Here is a 16814-nt window from a genome sequence, read left to right on the forward strand (position 1 = left end):
CTACCCCACAATCTCCCGCACCGTCTCCGCCGCGCCCACATCGAACAAACTATCGAGGTGTTCCACCACATCGGCGCCGAACACCTCATTGTCGGCCAGATCGTCGCCGAACACTTCGGTCAGCCCGACCAGCCCCTCATACAGTTCCTCCGGATCGCCGCCCGCGCCGGCAGAAATCGCCATCATCCGCATGGCGAGCGGGTCGCGCACGTCGATATTTTCGCCCTTTTCGTCAATGCCCATGACATAGCGCATCCAGGCCGCCACCCCGAGCGATAGCCGCTCGATGCTCTGCCCCGTGGCCAGCCGGTCGCGGATGGTGCCGAGCAGGCGCTGCGGCAATTTCTGGCTGCCATCCATGGCGATCTGCCAGGTGCGGTGCTTGAGCGCCGGATTGGCAAACCGCTCCAGCAATTGGTCGCGATAGGCGCCCAGATCCGTGCCGGGCATATCGAGCGTGGGCATGACTTCCTCAGTCATCAGCCCATGGATCAGCGCCACAAAAGCCGGATCGCCCATGGCGTCGGAGACATATTCGTGCCCCGCCAGATAACCGAGATACGCCATGGTCGAGTGGCTGCCATTGAGCATGCGCAGCTTCATGCGCTCGAAGGGCTCGACATCCTCCACCAGTTGCGCGCCGGCGCGCTCGAAGGCCGGGCGCCCATCGGGGAAATTGTCCTCGATCACCCATTGAGTGAACGGCTCGGTCATGATCGGCCAGGCATCCTCCGTCCCGATCAATTCGGCCACCGTGGCGCGGTCAGCATCGGTGGTCGAGGGCACGATGCGGTCGACCATGGTGCCGGGGAAAGCCACCTTGTCGGCAACCCATGCGCCCAGCGCCGCATCGCGCAGGCTCGCCAGCTTGCTGACAATGCGCTTCACCGTCGCCCCGTTGGAAGGCAGATTATCGCAGCTCATAACCGCAAAGGGGGTGATCCCGGCCGCATGCCGCCGCGCCAGGGCTTCCACCAGCATGCCGGGGGCCGATTTCGGCGCCGTGGGATTGGCCAGGTCATAGACGATATCGGGATGGCGCTGGTCGAGCTCGCCCGTTGCCGGATCGTGGCAATAGCCCTTTTCGGTCACGGTCAGCGAGACGATGCGGATTTGCGGGCTGGCCATCAGCGCCAGCAGCTCCTCGCGCTCAGTATTGGCGTCGAGCACTTTCAGGATCGAACCGATAACCCGCGGATGGGTACCGGCAGCGTCGCGCACGGCAATGGTATAAAGCCCGTCCTGCGGCTGCAGCGCGTCCTTGGTATCGGGGCGGCGCAGGCTGGCGCCGACAATGGCCCAGTCGGGCTGGTCCTTGAGCAGGTCGTCGACATAGACCGCCATATGCGCGCGATGGAAAGCGCCGATGCCCAGATGGACAATGCCGGGGGTGATCGCAGCGCGATCATAATCGGGAACGGCAACGCCCTGCTTGATGGCGGCGAGGCTGGTGGCGCTAAGGCGCGTCATGAAAGTCTCCGGCTCTAAATCGGCGTCACTATAGAGGCCTTCCATCTTGTATGGAAGATCATTGACGAGCTAATACCCGTCCTACACACGATGTCATCCCCGCGAAAGCGGGGACCTCCGTTCCCTCACAAACAGAGGTTCCCGCTTGCGCGGGAATGACACCGTGGGTAAGCCACTTGCAACAGGGTAGGAGAGGCGGTTTGGCACAGCAGCGTTTCGTCAGCATCGGGGAATGCATGATCGAGATGAGCGGGGGCGAGGATCGCCAATACCGCTTGGGCTATGCGGGCGATACGCTCAATACCGCCTGGTATATGCGGGCGCTGCTGGGCCAGGATTGGTCGGTCGATTATTTCACCGGCTTGGGCGAAGACCGCTATTCCGACGATATCCGCACTTTCCTGCAAGCCCATGATATCGGCACCAGCCATATCCGCACCGTCGCTGGGCGTCGCCCCGGCCTCTACATGATCCACCAGGACAAGGGCGACCGGCACTTCACCTATTGGCGCGATACCTCGGCGGCAAAGCTTCTGGCCGACGACAAGGAAGCGCTGCACACAGCGCTGAACGGCGCCAGCATGGTCTATTTCTCGGGCATCACCCTGGCCATCCTCGCGCCCCGCGCCCGCGGCCGGCTGCTGGGCGCCATCGTCAGGGCGCGCGACGCGGGCGCAAAGATCGTCTTCGACACCAATCTGCGCCCGGCCCTGTGGACCAGCCCACGCGTCATGGCCTCGGTGCTGACGGCCGCCGCAACGCTCTGCGATATCGTGCTGCCCACCCACACCGATGAAGCTCCGCTGTTCGGCGACAAATCGGTGGAGGAAACCGCCGACCGCTATCTCGAACTGGGCGTCGAGGAAGTCGTGGTCAAGGACGGCGCCGGCGAGGCGCTGATCGCTACCGCCAGCGAACGCGTCAAGGTCGCGCCCAAGCCGGGCGCCAAGGTGGTGGATGCAACCGGCGCCGGCGACAGCTTTAACGGCGCCTATCTCAGCGCGCGATTTGCAGGCAAGTCACTGCAGGAAGCCGCCGAAGCCGCGCATCGCGTGGCCGGCGTGGTCATCGGGCAAAAGGGCGCTTTGGTCGATCCGAAGCTGGTGCGGTAGAGCTCAAAACGCCCGGCCCCCCTGCTCCTGCATATAGGCCAGCTCCGCCGCCGAACTCTGCCGCCCCAGTGCCGCATTGCGGAACGGAAACCGGCCGAAGCGGGCGATGCAGTCGCGGTGACCGCTCATGAAAGCGAGTTGCTCGGCATCGCCCAGCGCCGTGAACAAGCGCACGCCCTCCTCCTGAATGACCAGCGATTCGGCATGCATGAAGGGCATGTAGAAGAAGGCTCGCCACGCCGGTTGCACCGCCTGATCGGCTCCGGCGGCGATGGCCTCCTGCGCCAGCACCAGGGCCATCTTGTCCTGCGCGAAAGCTTCGGCCGAACCGCGATGCAATTGCCGCGAGAACTGGTCGAGCACGATGATTTCGGCCAGCCGCCCTTCCGATGTCCGCCGCCAGGTCCAGGCTTCGCCCCGCGCCACTTCGGCATGGCTTTGCGCAAACGCCTGCGCCAAAACCGCGTCGAATTCGGGCTTGCCGCCGAACCAATCGTCCTTGCCATGGTCGATGAACCAGAAGCGGATGACATCGTGACTGCTGCGCATGACCTGCTCCCCTAAACCGTGATGATCGCCTTGATCAGCCCCTCGCGTTCATGCGCCCATTTGGGCAGATTTTTGGGCACATCGTCCAGACTCGTGGCATGCGTGGCCAACCGGTCGGTGGGCACCTCGCCTCGCCGGATCGCCGCCATGACATGCTCGAAATCCTCGCGCGTGGCATTGCGCGAGGCGCGGATGGTGAGTTCGCGCCGGTGGATTTCGGGGTCTTCCCAGCTGAGGGTCCCCTTAACCACGCCAACCAGCGTCAGCGCGCCCCCATTGCGGCAATAGTGGATCGCCTGGTTCATGGCCGGAATGGCGCCGGTAGCGTCAAACACGGCGTCAAAGCCGCTGCCCATCTTGGCCTTGAACGCCTCGCCCTCGCGATCCGCCAGCGAAGCCGCACCAAAGCCAAAGCCGCGTGCCGCCGCAAGCTTATCGGCGGCGGCATCGAGAATGGTGACATCGGCGCCGGCAATGCGCGCGAAAAACGCCGCGCCCAGCCCGATCGGCCCGCCGCCCACCACCAGCACACGCCAGCCCGGCTTGAGTTCGGTGCGCCGCACCGCATGGGCGCCAATGGCCAGAAATTCCACCATGGCCGCATCGCGCAGCGACAGATCGCCCGCCGGATACAGGTTGGCCTCGGGTATGACGATTTCTTCGGTCATGCCGCCATCGCCGTGTACGCCGAGCACGCTCAGCGTTTCGCAGCAATTGGTCTTGCCTTCGCGGCAGGCCGGGCAATGGCCGCAGGGCAGATAGGGGTTGACGACCACCGGATCGCCGTCGCGCAGGCTTGCCGCGCCATTGGCATCGAGCACCACCCCGCTCAGTTCATGCCCCATGATGCGGGGATATTGCAGGAACGGATGCTTGCCTTCGTAGATGTGATAATCGGTACCGCAAATGCCGATATGGCGGATGCCGACCCGCACCCAGCCGGGCTTGAGCGCGGGCCGTTCGATCTCGATCAATGCCAGTTCGCCCGGCGCGGCGCAGGAAATGGCTCGCATGTCTGGTTCTCCCACCTCATTGGCGGGAGAACTAACATGTTAGCCTAGGCTTCGACCACAATTTTCAGCCGATTGCCGAACGGATCCTGCGTTTCCACACCGCCATCCACCTCGGCAATCGGCGCATTGGCCGCAGCCAGCCGGCTCTTGACGCCATCCAGCGTCGCCGCATCCGGCACGACGATGGTGAACCAGCGCAGTCCGGCCGAGCCGGCTTGCGGCAGGCCGGCATTGGGACCGGACCAGATGTTGAAGGCAATGGTGTGGGGCATGTAATCGAGCCCGACATCACCCATGCCGAAGGACTGGATCAACAGGAAGCCGGCAAAGCCGATGACGTCGCGATAGAAATCCATCGCCATATGCAGGTCGTTGACATGGACATGCACATGCCCAATCCGCGTGCCGGCCGGCATGCGCAGCGCGAGCACGGGGTTCTCGCCCAGTTCCGCCAGCAGACCATCGAGATCAATGGGGTCGCGGCCCGAATGCGGCTTGCCCTCCTTGGTCACGGCATAATGCCCCTTGTCGGGATCGCTCAACGTGCCGCGCCAGGGCGTCTCGAAGGTGATTTCGATGCCATTGCCATCGAGGTCCCACAGGTAAATCGCCTCGGACACCAGATGGTCGGTGGGCGAAATCCGCACATTGCGCTGCAAGGCCCGCACCGCCATCTGCGCCAGATCGACGCGATGCAGCACATGAATGGCGACGTGATACAGCCCGATCGTATGGCGCTGGCTGGACCGAACGGCGCCGGTTTCGAGCACGATCAGCGGCTTGCCGCCGGCGCCGAGAGTGAGCTCATTGCCCTGTTCGGCAATGAGATCGAGCCCCACCACATCCTGCCAGATGGCAAGGGCGCGGGCCCGGTCGGTAACGGCGATATGGACCGGACCCAGACGAGTGGTCAGCGGCAGGACAGGCTGGGACCGAACATCGGTCTGGATGCTGGCATCGATCACGATGGCCTCCTTGCATGGATGATTGAGCCTAGAGATAGGCGCCCCCAAGCCCGCCGGGCATCCCCAGTTCATCGAACAGTGTGATCGGTCTGGCTACGGATCGACGATAATCAGGGGATTTCGATGTCCTCGGCCAGCTTGACCAGCTCAAACCGACTGGCGCGGATGTCCATTTCCATGTGCCAGATGCCGGGCACGGGAATGGTCAGTCCCTCGATACGCCAGACGCCGTCCTGTTCGATGGCCGCGCGCTTGAACGGTTCAATGCCCAAAGCGGGTTCGGACAGCGTCACCGAAACCTCGATTGGCGAGATCGGCAGGCCCTCAAGGTCGCTCAGCCAGATGTCCAGAGCCACCGGCCCCGCCTGCCCCGGCGTGAGGCTGACCATGGCCATGGTCTTGGCGTCCATCAGGTGAAGCATCAGTGGCTCAGCGGGAACACTCGCCTCGACCGTGGCGAGCGCCCGCGGCGGCGGCGTGAAACGCCAGCCGGCCACGAGGCCCAGAATGAGGAGGATCAGCAGCGCTTCGAGCACGATGGATTGGCGCAGCCGCTGCCGCGCACTGGCGTCGCCAGCCAGAGCCGGCTTGGTCAGCCATTGCCGGTTCCACAGCGCCAGGCCAAACAGCACGGCAAGCAGACAGAGTTTTGCGCCAAGGATCAGGCCATAGGGCGCCAGCCAGTGCGGGCCGGGCCAACCCATCTGGATCGCCGCCAGCGTCACGCCGGAAACCACGATGGGCGCCACGGCAAAGGGCACGAAGCGGGAGAATTGCGCCAGCCCATGGTCCGCCGCAACACTGCGCTCGCGCAGCAACAAAAACAGCGGCAGCAGCGCGCCGACCCAGAAGATAATGCCCGCAATATGCAGGAACACGGCTGGCCGGGTGAGCCATTGCGGGCTGGCGGCGCCGGCATGGCCGCTCAGCGCCAGCGCCAGTGCCCCAGTGATCAGCGCAAGCCAGGCAAACACCGCCGATACCTTGCCCCTAGGCATGCACAGCGCAACCAGCGCCAGCAGAAATCCGACGCCGATGGCGAGAACCGTCGCGCCATAGCTGGTGGCAAAGCCGGTCGCCAAAATGCGCTGATTGGCGGACAGCAGCGGCAGGCCCAGCGCGTCGAGCCCTTGCAGCCACAGGCTGAGTGCGGCAGCCGGCAGGCCGACAATAACCAGGCCAATGGCGGTCCTTTGCGCCCCCGGCGGCAGGCCCGCAACCGAACCGAACACCGCCCCGCCAATGCCGGCGAACAGAGCGATGAACAGCACCGCCTTGCTGGCCCACAGGATCACAGCGACAGCGGGATCACTCACCTCTGCCGCAGCAGCCCCGGTGATCGTGCCAATGGAAAACACCAGCGAGCCACCAATCGGGTGGCCATCGGTGGACACGACCCGCCAGCTCAGAACATGGGTGCCCTGGGGCAGTTCAGCCGGCAGCGTCACCGCCACAATTTCCCCGCCGGTCGTGTCGGCAAGCAGGTCGGTTTTGCCGCCAGCGCTGTCGATCAGGCTGATGGCGAGCGGGCTGACCGGCTCGTTGAACTGCAGCTGCACCGCCTGCGGGGCGCTATCCAGCACGGCGTTTTCGACAGGATCGGTCGATAGCAATTGCGCATGCGCCCAGGCCTGCATTGGCGCAAGCAGGGCCAGCAGCAGGCCGAAAACAAGGATGATCCGTGAATGGCGCATGGCGCACTCCATGGCTGAACTCTGAGAGCCCCGATCAGTCCCCTCCCCCTTGAGGGGAGGGCTAGGGTGGGGGTTCTGCGGCCTTCACAAACTCTTTGCCTATGGAGGTTTCAGAACCCCCACCCTCAATCCCTCCCCTCAAGGGGGAGGGAAGCGGAGCGTGGCTTGCCTAGCTCACCGTAAGACCTGAATGTCGAAAGATCTTAATGCCCCACCGCATCCGCCGGCAGCAGTTCCAAACTCGGTGCGGGCATTTCGGCATCCTCAGCGCCGGTCACATCGATCCAGGCTTCCTCGCCGCTGGCGCATTCCTGCACCACGGGGAAGTAGAACTGGCCCGGCTCCAGCGTGCTGGCAAAAGTGCCACGGAACAAGAATTCGTCGTAGAATTCGTTGGGCAGGCTGCCGCCCGACCAGACGATTTCCTTGACGCCTTCGGTGACGGTCGTGCCATGATTATCATAGCTGCCGGCATAGGGGCCGGTGATGGTTTCCAGCGTCCAGCCGGCATGCGGCATGGGCTTCACATTGTAAAAACCCTCGGGGATCTGGATGCGCAGCGTGGTGGTCGCCTCGGTGCCGCAGCCATGCGGCACGCGGACTACGGCCTTATAGGTGGAGCCCAGCTTGGCCTCTTTCACTTCGAGCGTGACATGGGCAAAGGCGGGCACGGACAGGGCCGCAAGGGTTGCGACGGCGACGGCCGCGCGAGCAAAAATACGGATCATGATGATTTCCAGCAAAATAAAATGGTCTGATTGGCAGCAAAGCTGCCGCTTGGGTCAGGCCAAAGCTGGCGGCGCGCGCGCTTGCCCGATATGGGCGGGCAGAGCGAAGGCATCGGGCGCGGGTCGTGGCACATAGGCGACGACTTCGCCAATGCGGATGATCCCGACATGCAGCACTGCCGGCTCCACCGCCGCCAGTTCGTTCTTGGCAATGCCGGAGGCGGCGCATTTGACCGCGACCGTGGTCTTGTTGCCGTCGGCATCCTGGGCCAAGGGCGCGCAGATCGACCAGCCGCTATCGGTTGCAAAGCCGATGCTGGCCAGATCGCGCTGCAGGCCGGCGGCCTGATGCAGCGGCGCCAGGAGCGTCAGCACATAGATGGCCAGCACCGCAAAAGCGGCGCCCATCTCACGTGCTATGGTCCTGTTGCGAAACGGCATGCAAACCTTCCCCCGTGGTAAGGCTGTAGCGCGGGGCTCGCTCTGCCACAAGGCTGCAGATGTCGCAGGTGGCCTCGCGACGTCAGCTGAGGATATCACGGGCCATTGGGTGTCATCCCCCGAGCAAGCCCGATATGGTCGCGCCTCGATTTGGAGCATCCGACACACTTATGGCCGACCTCGACACCCGTATCGCCACCCAGATTGCCACTGAAATTGCGGCCCGCCCGGCTCAGGCCCTGGCGGCCATCGAATTGCTGGATGGCGGGGCGACCGTGCCCTTCATCGCCCGCTACCGCAAGGAAGTGACGGGCGGGCTGGACGATACGCAATTGCGCCTCTTGGCCGAGCGGCTGGGCTATCTGCGCGAGCTCGAGGCGCGGCGGGCGACGATTCTGAAATCCATCGAGGAGCAGGGCAAGCTGACGCCGCTGCTCACCGCCTCGATCATGGGCGCGGCGACCAAGGCGGAGCTGGAAGACCTTTACCTGCCCTTCAAGCCCAAGCGCCGCACCAAGGCGGAAATCGCGCGGGAGCGCGGATTGGGCCCACTGGCCGAGGCGATCCTGGCCGACCGTCGCGCCGATCCGGTGGTGCTGGCGGCTGCCTATATCAACCCCGAAGTGCCCGGCACCAAGGAAGCGCTGGAAGGCGCGCGCGATATCGTCATCGAGGGCCTGACCGAGAATGCAGCCCTGCTCGGGCGGCTGCGCCAACATATGCGCGACAAGGCCATGCTGCGGGCGCGCGTCGTGACCGGCAAGGAAGAGGCCGGCGCCAAATTCTCGGATTATTTCGACCATTCCGAGCGCTGGACCAAAGTGGCCGGACACCGCGCCATGGCCATGATGCGCGGCCGCGACGAAGACATGCTCAGCCTTGAAATCGAGGTCGATGCGGATGTGACCGATCCGGTCAAGCCGGTGGAACGGCTGGTGATCGGTGCCCTTGAAGCCCAGGGCCCCGGCGCCGGCGATGCCTGGCTGCGCGAGGTCGCCAGCTGGGCCTGGCGCACGCGGTTGCGCGTGTCGCTATCGGTCGATCTGATGGTGGAATTGCGCGAACGGGCCGAGGTGGAAGCCATCGCGGTCTTTGCCCGCAATCTCAAGGATCTGCTGCTGGCCGCCCCGGCGGGCGCCCGCCCCACAATGGGGCTCGATCCCGGCATTCGCACGGGCGTCAAGGTCGCGGTGATCGACGCCACCGGCAAGGTGCTCGATACCGATACGGTCTATCCCTTCCAGCCGCGCAACGATGTGACGGGCGCGCAAGCCAGCCTCAAGCATTTGATCGCCAAGCATAAGGTGGAGCTGATCGCCATCGGCAATGGCACCGGCAGCCGGGAGACCGAAAAGCTGGTGCTGGACCTGATCGAGCGCCTGCCCACCCCCAAGCCCACCAAGGTAATCGTCTCGGAAGCCGGCGCCTCGGTCTATTCGGCCTCCGAACTGGCCGCCGCCGAATTCCCCAATCTCGACGTCTCGCTGCGCGGCGCGGTCTCCATCGCCCGGCGCCTCCAGGACCCCTTGGCCGAACTGGTCAAGATCGAGCCCAAGGCGATCGGCGTCGGCCAATACCAGCACGATGTCGATCAATACCGGCTCAGCCGCTCGCTCGATGGCGTGGTGGAAGATGCGGTGAACGCGGTGGGCGTCGATCTCAACACCGCCTCCGCCCCGCTCCTCGCCCGCATTTCAGGGCTGGGCTCATCGGTAGCCGAGGCCATTGTCAGCCACCGCGACGCCAATGGCCCCTTCCCCACCCGCAAGGCCCTGCTCGAAGTCCCGCGGCTGGGCCAGCGCACCTTCGAGCAATGCGCCGGCTTTTTGCGCATCAGCAATGGCGCCGAACCCCTCGACGCCTCCTCGGTTCACCCCGAAGCCTATGGCGTGGCCCGCAAGATCGTCGCCGCCTGTGGGCGCGACCTGCGCAGCCTGATGGGTGACAAATCGGCGCTGGCCGGGCTCGATCCCGCCCGGTTCGTTGATGACCGCTTCGGCCTGCCCACCGTGCGCGACATTTTCCTCGAGCTGGAAAAGCCCGGCCGCGATCCCCGCCCCGCCTTCAAGACGGCGACCTTTGCCGAGGGTGTCGATGACATCAAGCATCTCAAACCCGGCATGCAACTCGAAGGCACGGTGACCAATGTCGCCGCCTTCGGCGCCTTCGTCGATATCGGGGTGCATCAGGATGGGCTGGTGCACGTCTCCCAATTGGCCGACAGCTTCGTTAGGGACCCCCATGCCGTGGTCAAGGCCGGCGACGTGGTCAAGGTCCGCGTTGTCGAAGTCGATGTGCCCCGCAAGCGCATCGGCCTGACCATGCGCCGCGAGATTGACGTCAATGCCCCGCGCGACACGCCCCGCGACAAGCCGGTCCGCCCCTCGCAGCGTCCGCCGCAACAGCCGAGCGGTTCATTGGGTTCGCTCGGCGACCGCCTCAACGAGGCGATGCGCAAAAGGGAGCGGTGATCGCCACCATTCCGCCACTTGCACGTTCCCTCCTGCGTGTCCTGCCGCAGGGGCGGGCAAGCGCAAGGAGATTTTCTATGACCAAGATCATGTACACCGCCAGGGCCACCTCAACCGGCGGCCGTTCGGGCCATGGCAGAACCGATGATGGCGTGTTGGACGTGACCCTGACCACGCCCAAGGAAATCGGCGGCGATGGCGCGCGCGGCACCAATCCCGAACAGCTGTTCGCGGTGGGCTATTCGGCCTGTTTCCTGGGCGCCATGAAGGCGGCTGCCCGCAAGAGCGGCGACACCATTCCCGAAGACGCCAAGGTCACCGCCGAAGTCAGCTTCCGCGACCGCGACGATGGCGAAGGCTTCTGGATCCAGGCGGCGCTCAAGGTGGACGTGCCGGGTCTCGACAAGGCCAAGGTCGAGGACATCGTCAAGCGCGCCCATGTCATCTGCCCCTATAGCGAGGTCAGCCGGAAGGGGTTCGAGGTGGATTTGCAGGTGGTGTGAGCCACTGCCCTTCCTTCTCCCCTTGAGGGAGAAGGTGCCCGAAGGGCGGATGAGGGGTCGCTTTCTAGGCTTCCGGCATGGGATGACGCAGCACCCCTCACCCTGTCATTTCTGCTGAACGCAGAAATGCCGTCCCTCTCCCTCAAGGGGCGAGGGAAAGAAACAACGCCGGGGCTCTCACCCCGGCGCTTCCTTATCAGGCTACATTGAGCCCCTTGGTCAGTTCCAGCGCCTGCCGCTCGAACAGCCGGCGATAGATGCCACCCTTGAGCGTGATCAGCTTGGCATGATCGCCTTCCTCGACGATGCGGCCCTTGTCGAACACCAGCAGCCGGTCCAGCGCGCGGACCGTGGACAGCCGATGCGCAATCACCAGGGTGGTGCGACCGACCATCAGCCGTTCCATCGCCTCCTGAATCTGCACTTCGCTTTCGCTGTCCAGGCTCGATGTCGCCTCGTCCAGGATCAGCACCGGCGCATCAGCCAGGAACGCCCGGGCGATGGCGACACGCTGCCGCTCGCCACCCGAGAGCTTGACGCCACGCTCGCCCACCATGGTCTCATAGCCCTTGGGCAGGCTCAGGATGAAGTCATGCGCATTGGCCTGCAACGCCGCTTCCTCGATCTCGGCGCGCGAGGCGCCGGGCCATGCATAGGCGATGTTCTCGGCCAGCGTGCGATGGAACAGGATGGGTTCCTGCTGCACGATGGCGAGCTGGCTGCGCAGGCTCGATTGCTGCACATCGGCAATATTGACCCCATCGATGGTGATGGCGCCGCCATTGACGTCATAGAGGCGTTGGATCAGCTTGACGAAGGTCGTCTTGCCCGAGCCCGAATGACCCACCAGCCCGACGCGTTCGCCCGGCGCAATCTTCACCGAGAAATCGCGATAAAGCGGGGTGGCGTGCGAGCCATATTGGAACGTCACATGGTCGAAGGCGATGGCGCCTTCCCCGATCTTGATCTTGCCCGAGCCCGGCTTGTCGGCAATGCCATAGGGCTGCTTGTCGAGCGCGACCAGTTCTTCCATGTCATTGACCGAGCGCTGCAGGTTGCGGATATGCTGCCCCACATCGCGCAGATGGCCCTGCAGCACGAAGAACATGGTGAGCACAAAGGTGATATCGCCCGGCGTCGCCGCGCCCTGCTGCCACAGCCAGAGCGCCGTGCCCAGAATGGCGGTCTGCATCACGGCCATCATCAGGCCCTGCGCGCCACCATTGAGCGTGCCGCGCTGCCAGACGCGACGCGTGCGCTTGCGCCATTTGCCCACGACCCGGCCCAGAATGCCCTCTTCGCGCTGTTCGGCGCCAAAGGCCTTGACCACCGAATTGCAGCTGACCGCATCGGCCAAAGCACCGCCCATTTTGGTGTCCCAGGCATTGGCGAGGGCACCGGCCGGCGCGACGAAGCTCATGGACAGCCACACCGTGACAGTCACATAGACCAGCGAGCCCAGGCCGACGACCAGCCCCATGACCGGCCAGACCGCGCCAAGGATGACCGTGGCGCCGATCAGCATGACCAGCGAAGGCCACAGCGCCACCAGCAGCACGTCATTGAGCAGGTCGAGCGCGCCCGAGCCACGCGTGATCTTGCGCACCGTGGAGCCGGCAAAGCTATTGGCGTGCCAGTCCGAGGAGAAGCGCTGCACCCGATGGAAGGCATTGGTGATGACGTCATTCATCATCTGCAGCGTGAAGGCGATCAGGCTGAAGAACACGAATTGGCGCAGGATCACCGAAGCCAGGTACAGCGAAGCCATGATCCAGAACGCGCTCAGCGCCTGGGCCCAGAAGGCTTCGTTCTGCCCGCTGCCGGAGGCGACGGCGTCCACCAGCCGCCCCGCAAAAACCGGGCTGAAGGCTTCCGCCAGCGTCGCCGCGAGCACGAGCAGGGCAATGCCAGCCGCCCGCAGGGGTTGCTTGGCCCAATGATGGAACGTGAAGCCGAGCACATTGGCGAATGCGTCGGCGCGGAAATCGAGTTTCTTGCGACTCATGGTGGTGACCCGGACGCCAAGCGCGCCGGCCCTTATGTGAAAGTCATGAAAGGCACAGCCGGGAACGGGACAAATATTCCCGTCAGATCAGAAATGGCTGCGATGGAAAAACCGCGGGCGGCTGGCCTTGTCGGCGGGCCGCGGATGGCAGGGACCTAACGGTGTGCCATGCCAAGAGGGGAAGCGGTAAACGGTACTGTCATACGACGCCTCCCTTGTTTGTGATCTGAAGCGGTAGACGATTACTAGCCAAACCGTTCGGCTTTGCCAACCCGGTTTTTCACCCCATTGTGACGGCCCACCAAAAGCCGTTGCAAAGATGCCGCAGTCGAGGATGGGGCAATGGGCCATTCAGGTGAGCGAGCGATCACCGCACTCGCCCCCACCCCGATGCGTCCTCGGACCCGCCCCGAGGGAAGCGAAGGGATGGGGCTCGGGAGCTCCCAAAGGCTGAATCAACAAAGTTCCAGGGGTGGAGTTAAGCGAGCCGCGATCCGCCTCCCTCCCCCTTGAGGGGAGGGATTGAGGGTGGGGGTGCCGAGCTATCCAAGGCTATCGAACATTTGGAGGGCACAGCACCCCCACCCTAGCCCTCCCCTCAAGGGGGAGGGGACTGGATCGAGGCTCTCCCAAAACGTCTTCCTAAGCCGCAAACACCGTAATCGCACCGGGCCGGATGATAAAATGCGCCGGCGTCTCGGTGACAATGTCCCCATCGGTATTGATCTCGCGCGGCTCGCGCGTCCGAATATCGAATTCGGTGCTCTTGGAGGTCCGCACCTCGTCCCAGGCACCGTGCTGGCCACGCCGGAAGGCGCCCAGCATCAGCCCGAATTTCCAGACGTTCTTGAGCTCAAGACTATAGAGATCGAGATGCCCATCCTCGATCGTGGCATCCTCATGGATCACCGTGCCGCCGCCATAATGCACGCCATTGCCCACCGCGATCTGCAGCGTCTTGACCGTCACCGCCGCGCCATCGTCGCCGATGGTCTGCGCCCGGAACGGCCGCGCCGAGGCCAGCACCCGAATAGCCGCCAGCCCATAGCCGAGCTTCCCCCAACGTTTCTTGGCTTCCGGTGTCAGCCCACGCGCCAGATCGGCGCTGAGGCCAAGGCTGGCGACGTTGAAAAACGGATGGCCATTGACTTCGCCAAGGTCGATGCGGCGCTGATGGCCCGCCACGATAATATCGGCCGCCTTAAGCAGATCGTCGGGAATGGCCAGCGTCCGTGCCAGATCGTTGGCCGTGCCCATGGGCAGGATGCCCATCGGCAGCCCCGTGGCGAGCACGCCCTTGGCCGCTGAATTGATGGTGCCGTCGCCACCGCAGACAATGACCAGATCGGCCTCGTGCCGCCGCCGGGCGATATCGGCTGACACTTCCTCGGGCGTTTCGAAGCGCTCGACCACCACGTCGATGCCACCCGCTTCAAGCCGGGCAATCACGGGCTCCAGCGCCGCGCCGCCACGGCGGGATTTGGGATTGACCAGCATCAGGCCGCGACGGCGGGAAGGCATGGCAGCTGTCATCAGGCAAAGATCCGGTGGCTTGTGGGCAGGTGCTCTAAATGGTTGGCCCGGCGAAATGTCACAAGAGCCGGCACATTACCATTTGGTCATCCGAACCGGGCATGTGGGGACCACCCTCACGCAACATTTTTTCCTATATGGCTGACATTGCCCACAAAGCAGCGCTAGGCTCAGCCTTCAGCGATTCAAAAACCAAGAGGCTGACGCCCAATGAGCTCCAATCCCATCGATCCCGTCAAACTGGACAAGCTGGCCCAGGTGGCCATCAAGGTCGGGCTGCAATTGGCCGAGGGCCAGGACCTGCTGATGACCGCGCCGATGAGCGCAGCGCCGCTGGTGCGCCGCATCACCGAGCATGCCTATAAGGCCGGGGCGGGTCTGGTCACCACCATCTATTCCGATGAGGAAGCCACGCTCGCCCGCTACAAATACGCCAATGACAAGAGCTTCGACAAAGGCGCCGCCTGGCTCTATGCGGGCATGGCCGAGGCCTTCAAGGCCAATACCGCGCGCCTCGCCATTTCGGGCGATAATCCGATGATGCTGGCCGGCCAGGACCCCGACAAGGTATCCCGCGCCAACCGCGCCAATTCGGCCGCCTATAAGCCGGCGCTGCAGCTGATCACCGGTTTCGATATCAATTGGAATATCGTCTCCTACCCCAATGCGGCCTGGGCCAAGCTGATTTTCCCCAATGACAGCGAAGAGATCGCGGTGGGCAAGCTGGCCGACGCTATCTTCAAAGCCTCGCGCGTCGATGTGGACGATCCGATCGCCGCCTGGAAGGAGCACAATGCCAATCTCAAAAAGCGCTGGAGCTGGCTCAACGGCAAGAATTTCGCCTCGCTTAAATATTCCGGCCCCGGCACCGACCTGACCATTGGCCTGGCCGATGGCCACCGCTGGAAGGGCGGCGCTTCGGAAGCCAAGAACGGCATTACCTGCAACCCCAATATCCCCACCGAAGAAGTGTTCACCACGCCCCACCGGCTGCGCGTCGAAGGCACTGTCAGTTCCACCAAGCCGCTGAGCCACAATGGCACGCTGATCGAGGATATGCAGGCGCGCTTCGAGGGCGGCCGCCTGGTCGAGCTCAAGGCCTCCAAGGGCCAGGATATTTTCAACCGCGTGCTAGACACCGATGAAGGCGCCCGCCGGCTGGGCGAAGTGGCCCTCGTGCCCCATTCCTCGCCAATCTCGGCCTCGGGCCTATTGTTTTACAACACCCTCTACGACGAAAATGCCTCCAGCCATATCGCCATGGGCCAGTGCTATGCCGATTGCTTCGTGGGCGGGAAGGAGCTGACCCAGGAGCAGATTTTTGCCAAGGGCGGCAACACCTCCAACATCCATATCGACTGGATGATCGGCTCGGACAAGATCGACATCGACGGCGTCCACGCCGACGGCAGCAGCGAGCCCGTCATGCGCAAGGGCGAGTGGGCTTAAGCATTCGTTCTTTGGTGTTTGCGGCGGCAGACCCCTCACCCGTCTCGGCCTGATGGCCGATCCACCCTCTCCCTCAAGGGGAGAGGGGAGGCAATGTGCCTGGCCTAAGCTCGGAGCCCAACCTTCTCCCCTTGAGGGAGAAGGTGCCCGAAGGGCGGATGAGGGGTCAGGCGCTATCAAGGCGCATTGAGCGTCGGCCAAACACCGGAGATAGCGACGATGGACGCCACGCCCTAGAATGCGCCTACCATGCGCCTAGTCCACCGCATCTATCGTGCGATCTTTGCCCTGTCCCTGCTCATCGTCGTGGTGGCGGGCGGGCTAGCGCTCGATATCTGGCGCTATGCCGGGCAATCCTCGACCCAAAGGGCCGATGCCGCGCTCGTGCTGGGCGCCGCGGTATTATGGGATCGCCCCAGCCCCGTGCTGACCGAACGCTTGCGCCATGCCAAATCGCTCTATGACACCGGCCAGGTCAGCCATATCGTGGTCACCGGCGGGCGCAGCCCGGAGGATAAGCTCAGCGAAGCCGAAGCCAGCCGCAATTGGCTGGTCGCCAACGGCGTGCCGGCCGGCGCGATCATCGAGGAAAACCAGTCGCGCACCACGATCGAAAATCTCGCTTTCGCCGCTCCGGTGCTGACCGAAGCGGGGCTGGCCAGCGTCCTGATCGTGTCCGATCCGCTGCATATGCGCCGCGCCATGCTGATCGCCGGCCGGGCGGGTCTCAACGCCCACCCCTCCCCCACTCCGACCAGCCGCTACCTCAGTTGGGAGACGACCATGCCGTTTCTCGCCCGCGAAGTGTGGTTCATGGGGCAATATCTGGTGGCGGGGCTGTGAGTGACTCTCAATGCTAACAGTCCGTTAACCCAAACGGG

14 protein-coding genes are annotated in these 16814 nt (G+C 64.1%); 5 read left to right on the forward strand and 9 right to left on the reverse strand.

Annotated elements, in window-relative coordinates; genetic code table 11:
• Entirely contained in the window at window positions 1-1470 is a 1470-nt protein-coding gene (locus tag N8A98_RS05855) for a mannitol dehydrogenase family protein (protein WP_262169894.1), read from the reverse strand.
• 200 nt (window positions 1471-1670) lie between these two features.
• Here N8A98_RS05855 and N8A98_RS05860 point away from each other — a divergent pair, with 200 nt between their 5' ends.
• Complete coding sequence (locus N8A98_RS05860) at window positions 1671-2582, forward strand: sugar kinase (protein ID WP_262169896.1); 912 nt, start codon at window positions 1671-1673, stop codon at window positions 2580-2582.
• Between the two features lie 3 nt (window positions 2583-2585).
• Here N8A98_RS05860 and N8A98_RS05865 read toward each other — a convergent pair whose 3' ends face one another.
• From N8A98_RS05865 to N8A98_RS05890, 6 genes are all read right to left on the reverse strand, one after another.
• Complete coding sequence (locus tag N8A98_RS05865) at window positions 2586-3131, reverse strand: DUF924 family protein (RefSeq protein WP_262169897.1); 546 nt, start codon at window positions 3129-3131, stop codon at window positions 2586-2588.
• An 11-nt stretch (window positions 3132-3142) separates the two neighbouring features.
• The gene (locus N8A98_RS05870; RefSeq protein WP_262169899.1) at window positions 3143-4144 is read right to left on the reverse strand and encodes a zinc-binding alcohol dehydrogenase family protein; all 1002 of its coding nucleotides are present in this window, start codon (window positions 4142-4144) and stop codon (window positions 3143-3145) included.
• 44 nt (window positions 4145-4188) lie between these two features.
• On the reverse strand, window positions 4189-5109 hold the full coding sequence (locus N8A98_RS05875; protein ID WP_262169900.1) for a VOC family protein: 921 nt from the start codon (window positions 5107-5109) through the stop codon (window positions 4189-4191).
• Window positions 5110-5219: 110 nt separating this feature from the next.
• Window positions 5220-6803, reverse strand: a complete 1584-nt coding sequence (locus tag N8A98_RS05880; protein ID WP_262169901.1) for a copper resistance CopC/CopD family protein — start codon at window positions 6801-6803, stop codon at window positions 5220-5222.
• 203 nt (window positions 6804-7006) lie between these two features.
• Complete coding sequence (locus N8A98_RS05885) at window positions 7007-7531, reverse strand: YcnI family copper-binding membrane protein (RefSeq protein ID WP_262169902.1); 525 nt, start codon at window positions 7529-7531, stop codon at window positions 7007-7009.
• A 54-nt stretch (window positions 7532-7585) separates the two neighbouring features.
• Window positions 7586-7972, reverse strand: coding sequence for a hypothetical protein (locus N8A98_RS05890; protein WP_262169904.1), 387 nt, complete (start codon window positions 7970-7972; stop codon window positions 7586-7588).
• A gap of 170 nt (window positions 7973-8142) precedes the next feature.
• Between N8A98_RS05890 and N8A98_RS05895 the strand changes: the two genes are divergently transcribed.
• Window positions 8143-10443, forward strand: coding sequence for a Tex family protein (locus N8A98_RS05895; protein ID WP_262169905.1), 2301 nt, complete (start codon window positions 8143-8145; stop codon window positions 10441-10443).
• Window positions 10444-10520: 77 nt separating this feature from the next.
• Window positions 10521-10946: an organic hydroperoxide resistance protein gene (locus tag N8A98_RS05900; protein WP_262169907.1), complete on the forward strand. Its 426-nt coding sequence runs from the start codon at window positions 10521-10523 to the stop codon at window positions 10944-10946.
• Window positions 10947-11142: 196 nt separating this feature from the next.
• Here the strand turns inward: N8A98_RS05900 and N8A98_RS05905 are convergent, their stop codons facing one another.
• The gene (locus tag N8A98_RS05905; RefSeq protein ID WP_262169909.1) at window positions 11143-12951 is read right to left on the reverse strand and encodes an ABC transporter ATP-binding protein; all 1809 of its coding nucleotides are present in this window, start codon (window positions 12949-12951) and stop codon (window positions 11143-11145) included.
• A 642-nt stretch (window positions 12952-13593) separates the two neighbouring features.
• Entirely contained in the window at window positions 13594-14484 is an 891-nt protein-coding gene (locus N8A98_RS05910) for a lipid kinase (RefSeq protein ID WP_262169911.1), read from the reverse strand.
• Between the two features lie 210 nt (window positions 14485-14694).
• Between N8A98_RS05910 and N8A98_RS05915 the strand changes: the two genes are divergently transcribed.
• Both N8A98_RS05915 and N8A98_RS05920 read left to right on the forward strand, forming a co-directional pair.
• Complete coding sequence (locus N8A98_RS05915; RefSeq protein WP_262169913.1) at window positions 14695-15933, forward strand: aminopeptidase; 1239 nt, start codon at window positions 14695-14697, stop codon at window positions 15931-15933.
• A 249-nt stretch (window positions 15934-16182) separates the two neighbouring features.
• Window positions 16183-16776, forward strand: a complete 594-nt coding sequence (locus tag N8A98_RS05920) for a YdcF family protein (protein WP_262169915.1) — start codon at window positions 16183-16185, stop codon at window positions 16774-16776.
• Window positions 16777-16814: the final 38 nt, after the last annotated feature.

Source organism: Devosia neptuniae (assembly GCF_025452235.1).
In the GTDB taxonomy this organism is placed as follows: domain Bacteria; phylum Pseudomonadota; class Alphaproteobacteria; order Rhizobiales; family Devosiaceae; genus Devosia.

Excerpts from the sequence above, each read along its gene's own strand:
- N8A98_RS05855 (WP_262169894.1), bottom strand. The coding sequence starts at position 1,470 with ATGACGCGCCTTAGCGCCACCAGCCTCGCCGCCATCAAGCAGGGCGTT.
- N8A98_RS05865 (WP_262169897.1), bottom strand. The coding sequence starts at position 3,131 with ATGCGCAGCAGTCACGATGTCATCCGCTTCTGGTTCATCGACCATGGC.
- N8A98_RS05870 (WP_262169899.1), bottom strand. The coding sequence starts at position 4,144 with ATGCGAGCCATTTCCTGCGCCGCGCCGGGCGAACTGGCATTGATCGAG.
- N8A98_RS05880 (WP_262169901.1), bottom strand. The coding sequence starts at position 6,803 with ATGCGCCATTCACGGATCATCCTTGTTTTCGGCCTGCTGCTGGCCCTG.
- N8A98_RS05885 (WP_262169902.1), bottom strand. The coding sequence starts at position 7,531 with ATGATCCGTATTTTTGCTCGCGCGGCCGTCGCCGTCGCAACCCTTGCG.
- N8A98_RS05890 (WP_262169904.1), bottom strand. The coding sequence starts at position 7,972 with ATGCCGTTTCGCAACAGGACCATAGCACGTGAGATGGGCGCCGCTTTT.
- N8A98_RS05895 (WP_262169905.1), top strand. The coding sequence starts at position 8,143 with ATGGCCGACCTCGACACCCGTATCGCCACCCAGATTGCCACTGAAATT.
- N8A98_RS05900 (WP_262169907.1), top strand. The coding sequence starts at position 10,521 with ATGACCAAGATCATGTACACCGCCAGGGCCACCTCAACCGGCGGCCGT.
- N8A98_RS05905 (WP_262169909.1), bottom strand. The coding sequence starts at position 12,951 with ATGAGTCGCAAGAAACTCGATTTCCGCGCCGACGCATTCGCCAATGTG.
- N8A98_RS05910 (WP_262169911.1), bottom strand. The coding sequence starts at position 14,484 with ATGACAGCTGCCATGCCTTCCCGCCGTCGCGGCCTGATGCTGGTCAAT.
- N8A98_RS05915 (WP_262169913.1), top strand. The coding sequence starts at position 14,695 with ATGAGCTCCAATCCCATCGATCCCGTCAAACTGGACAAGCTGGCCCAG.
- N8A98_RS05920 (WP_262169915.1), top strand. The coding sequence starts at position 16,183 with ATGCGCCTAGTCCACCGCATCTATCGTGCGATCTTTGCCCTGTCCCTG.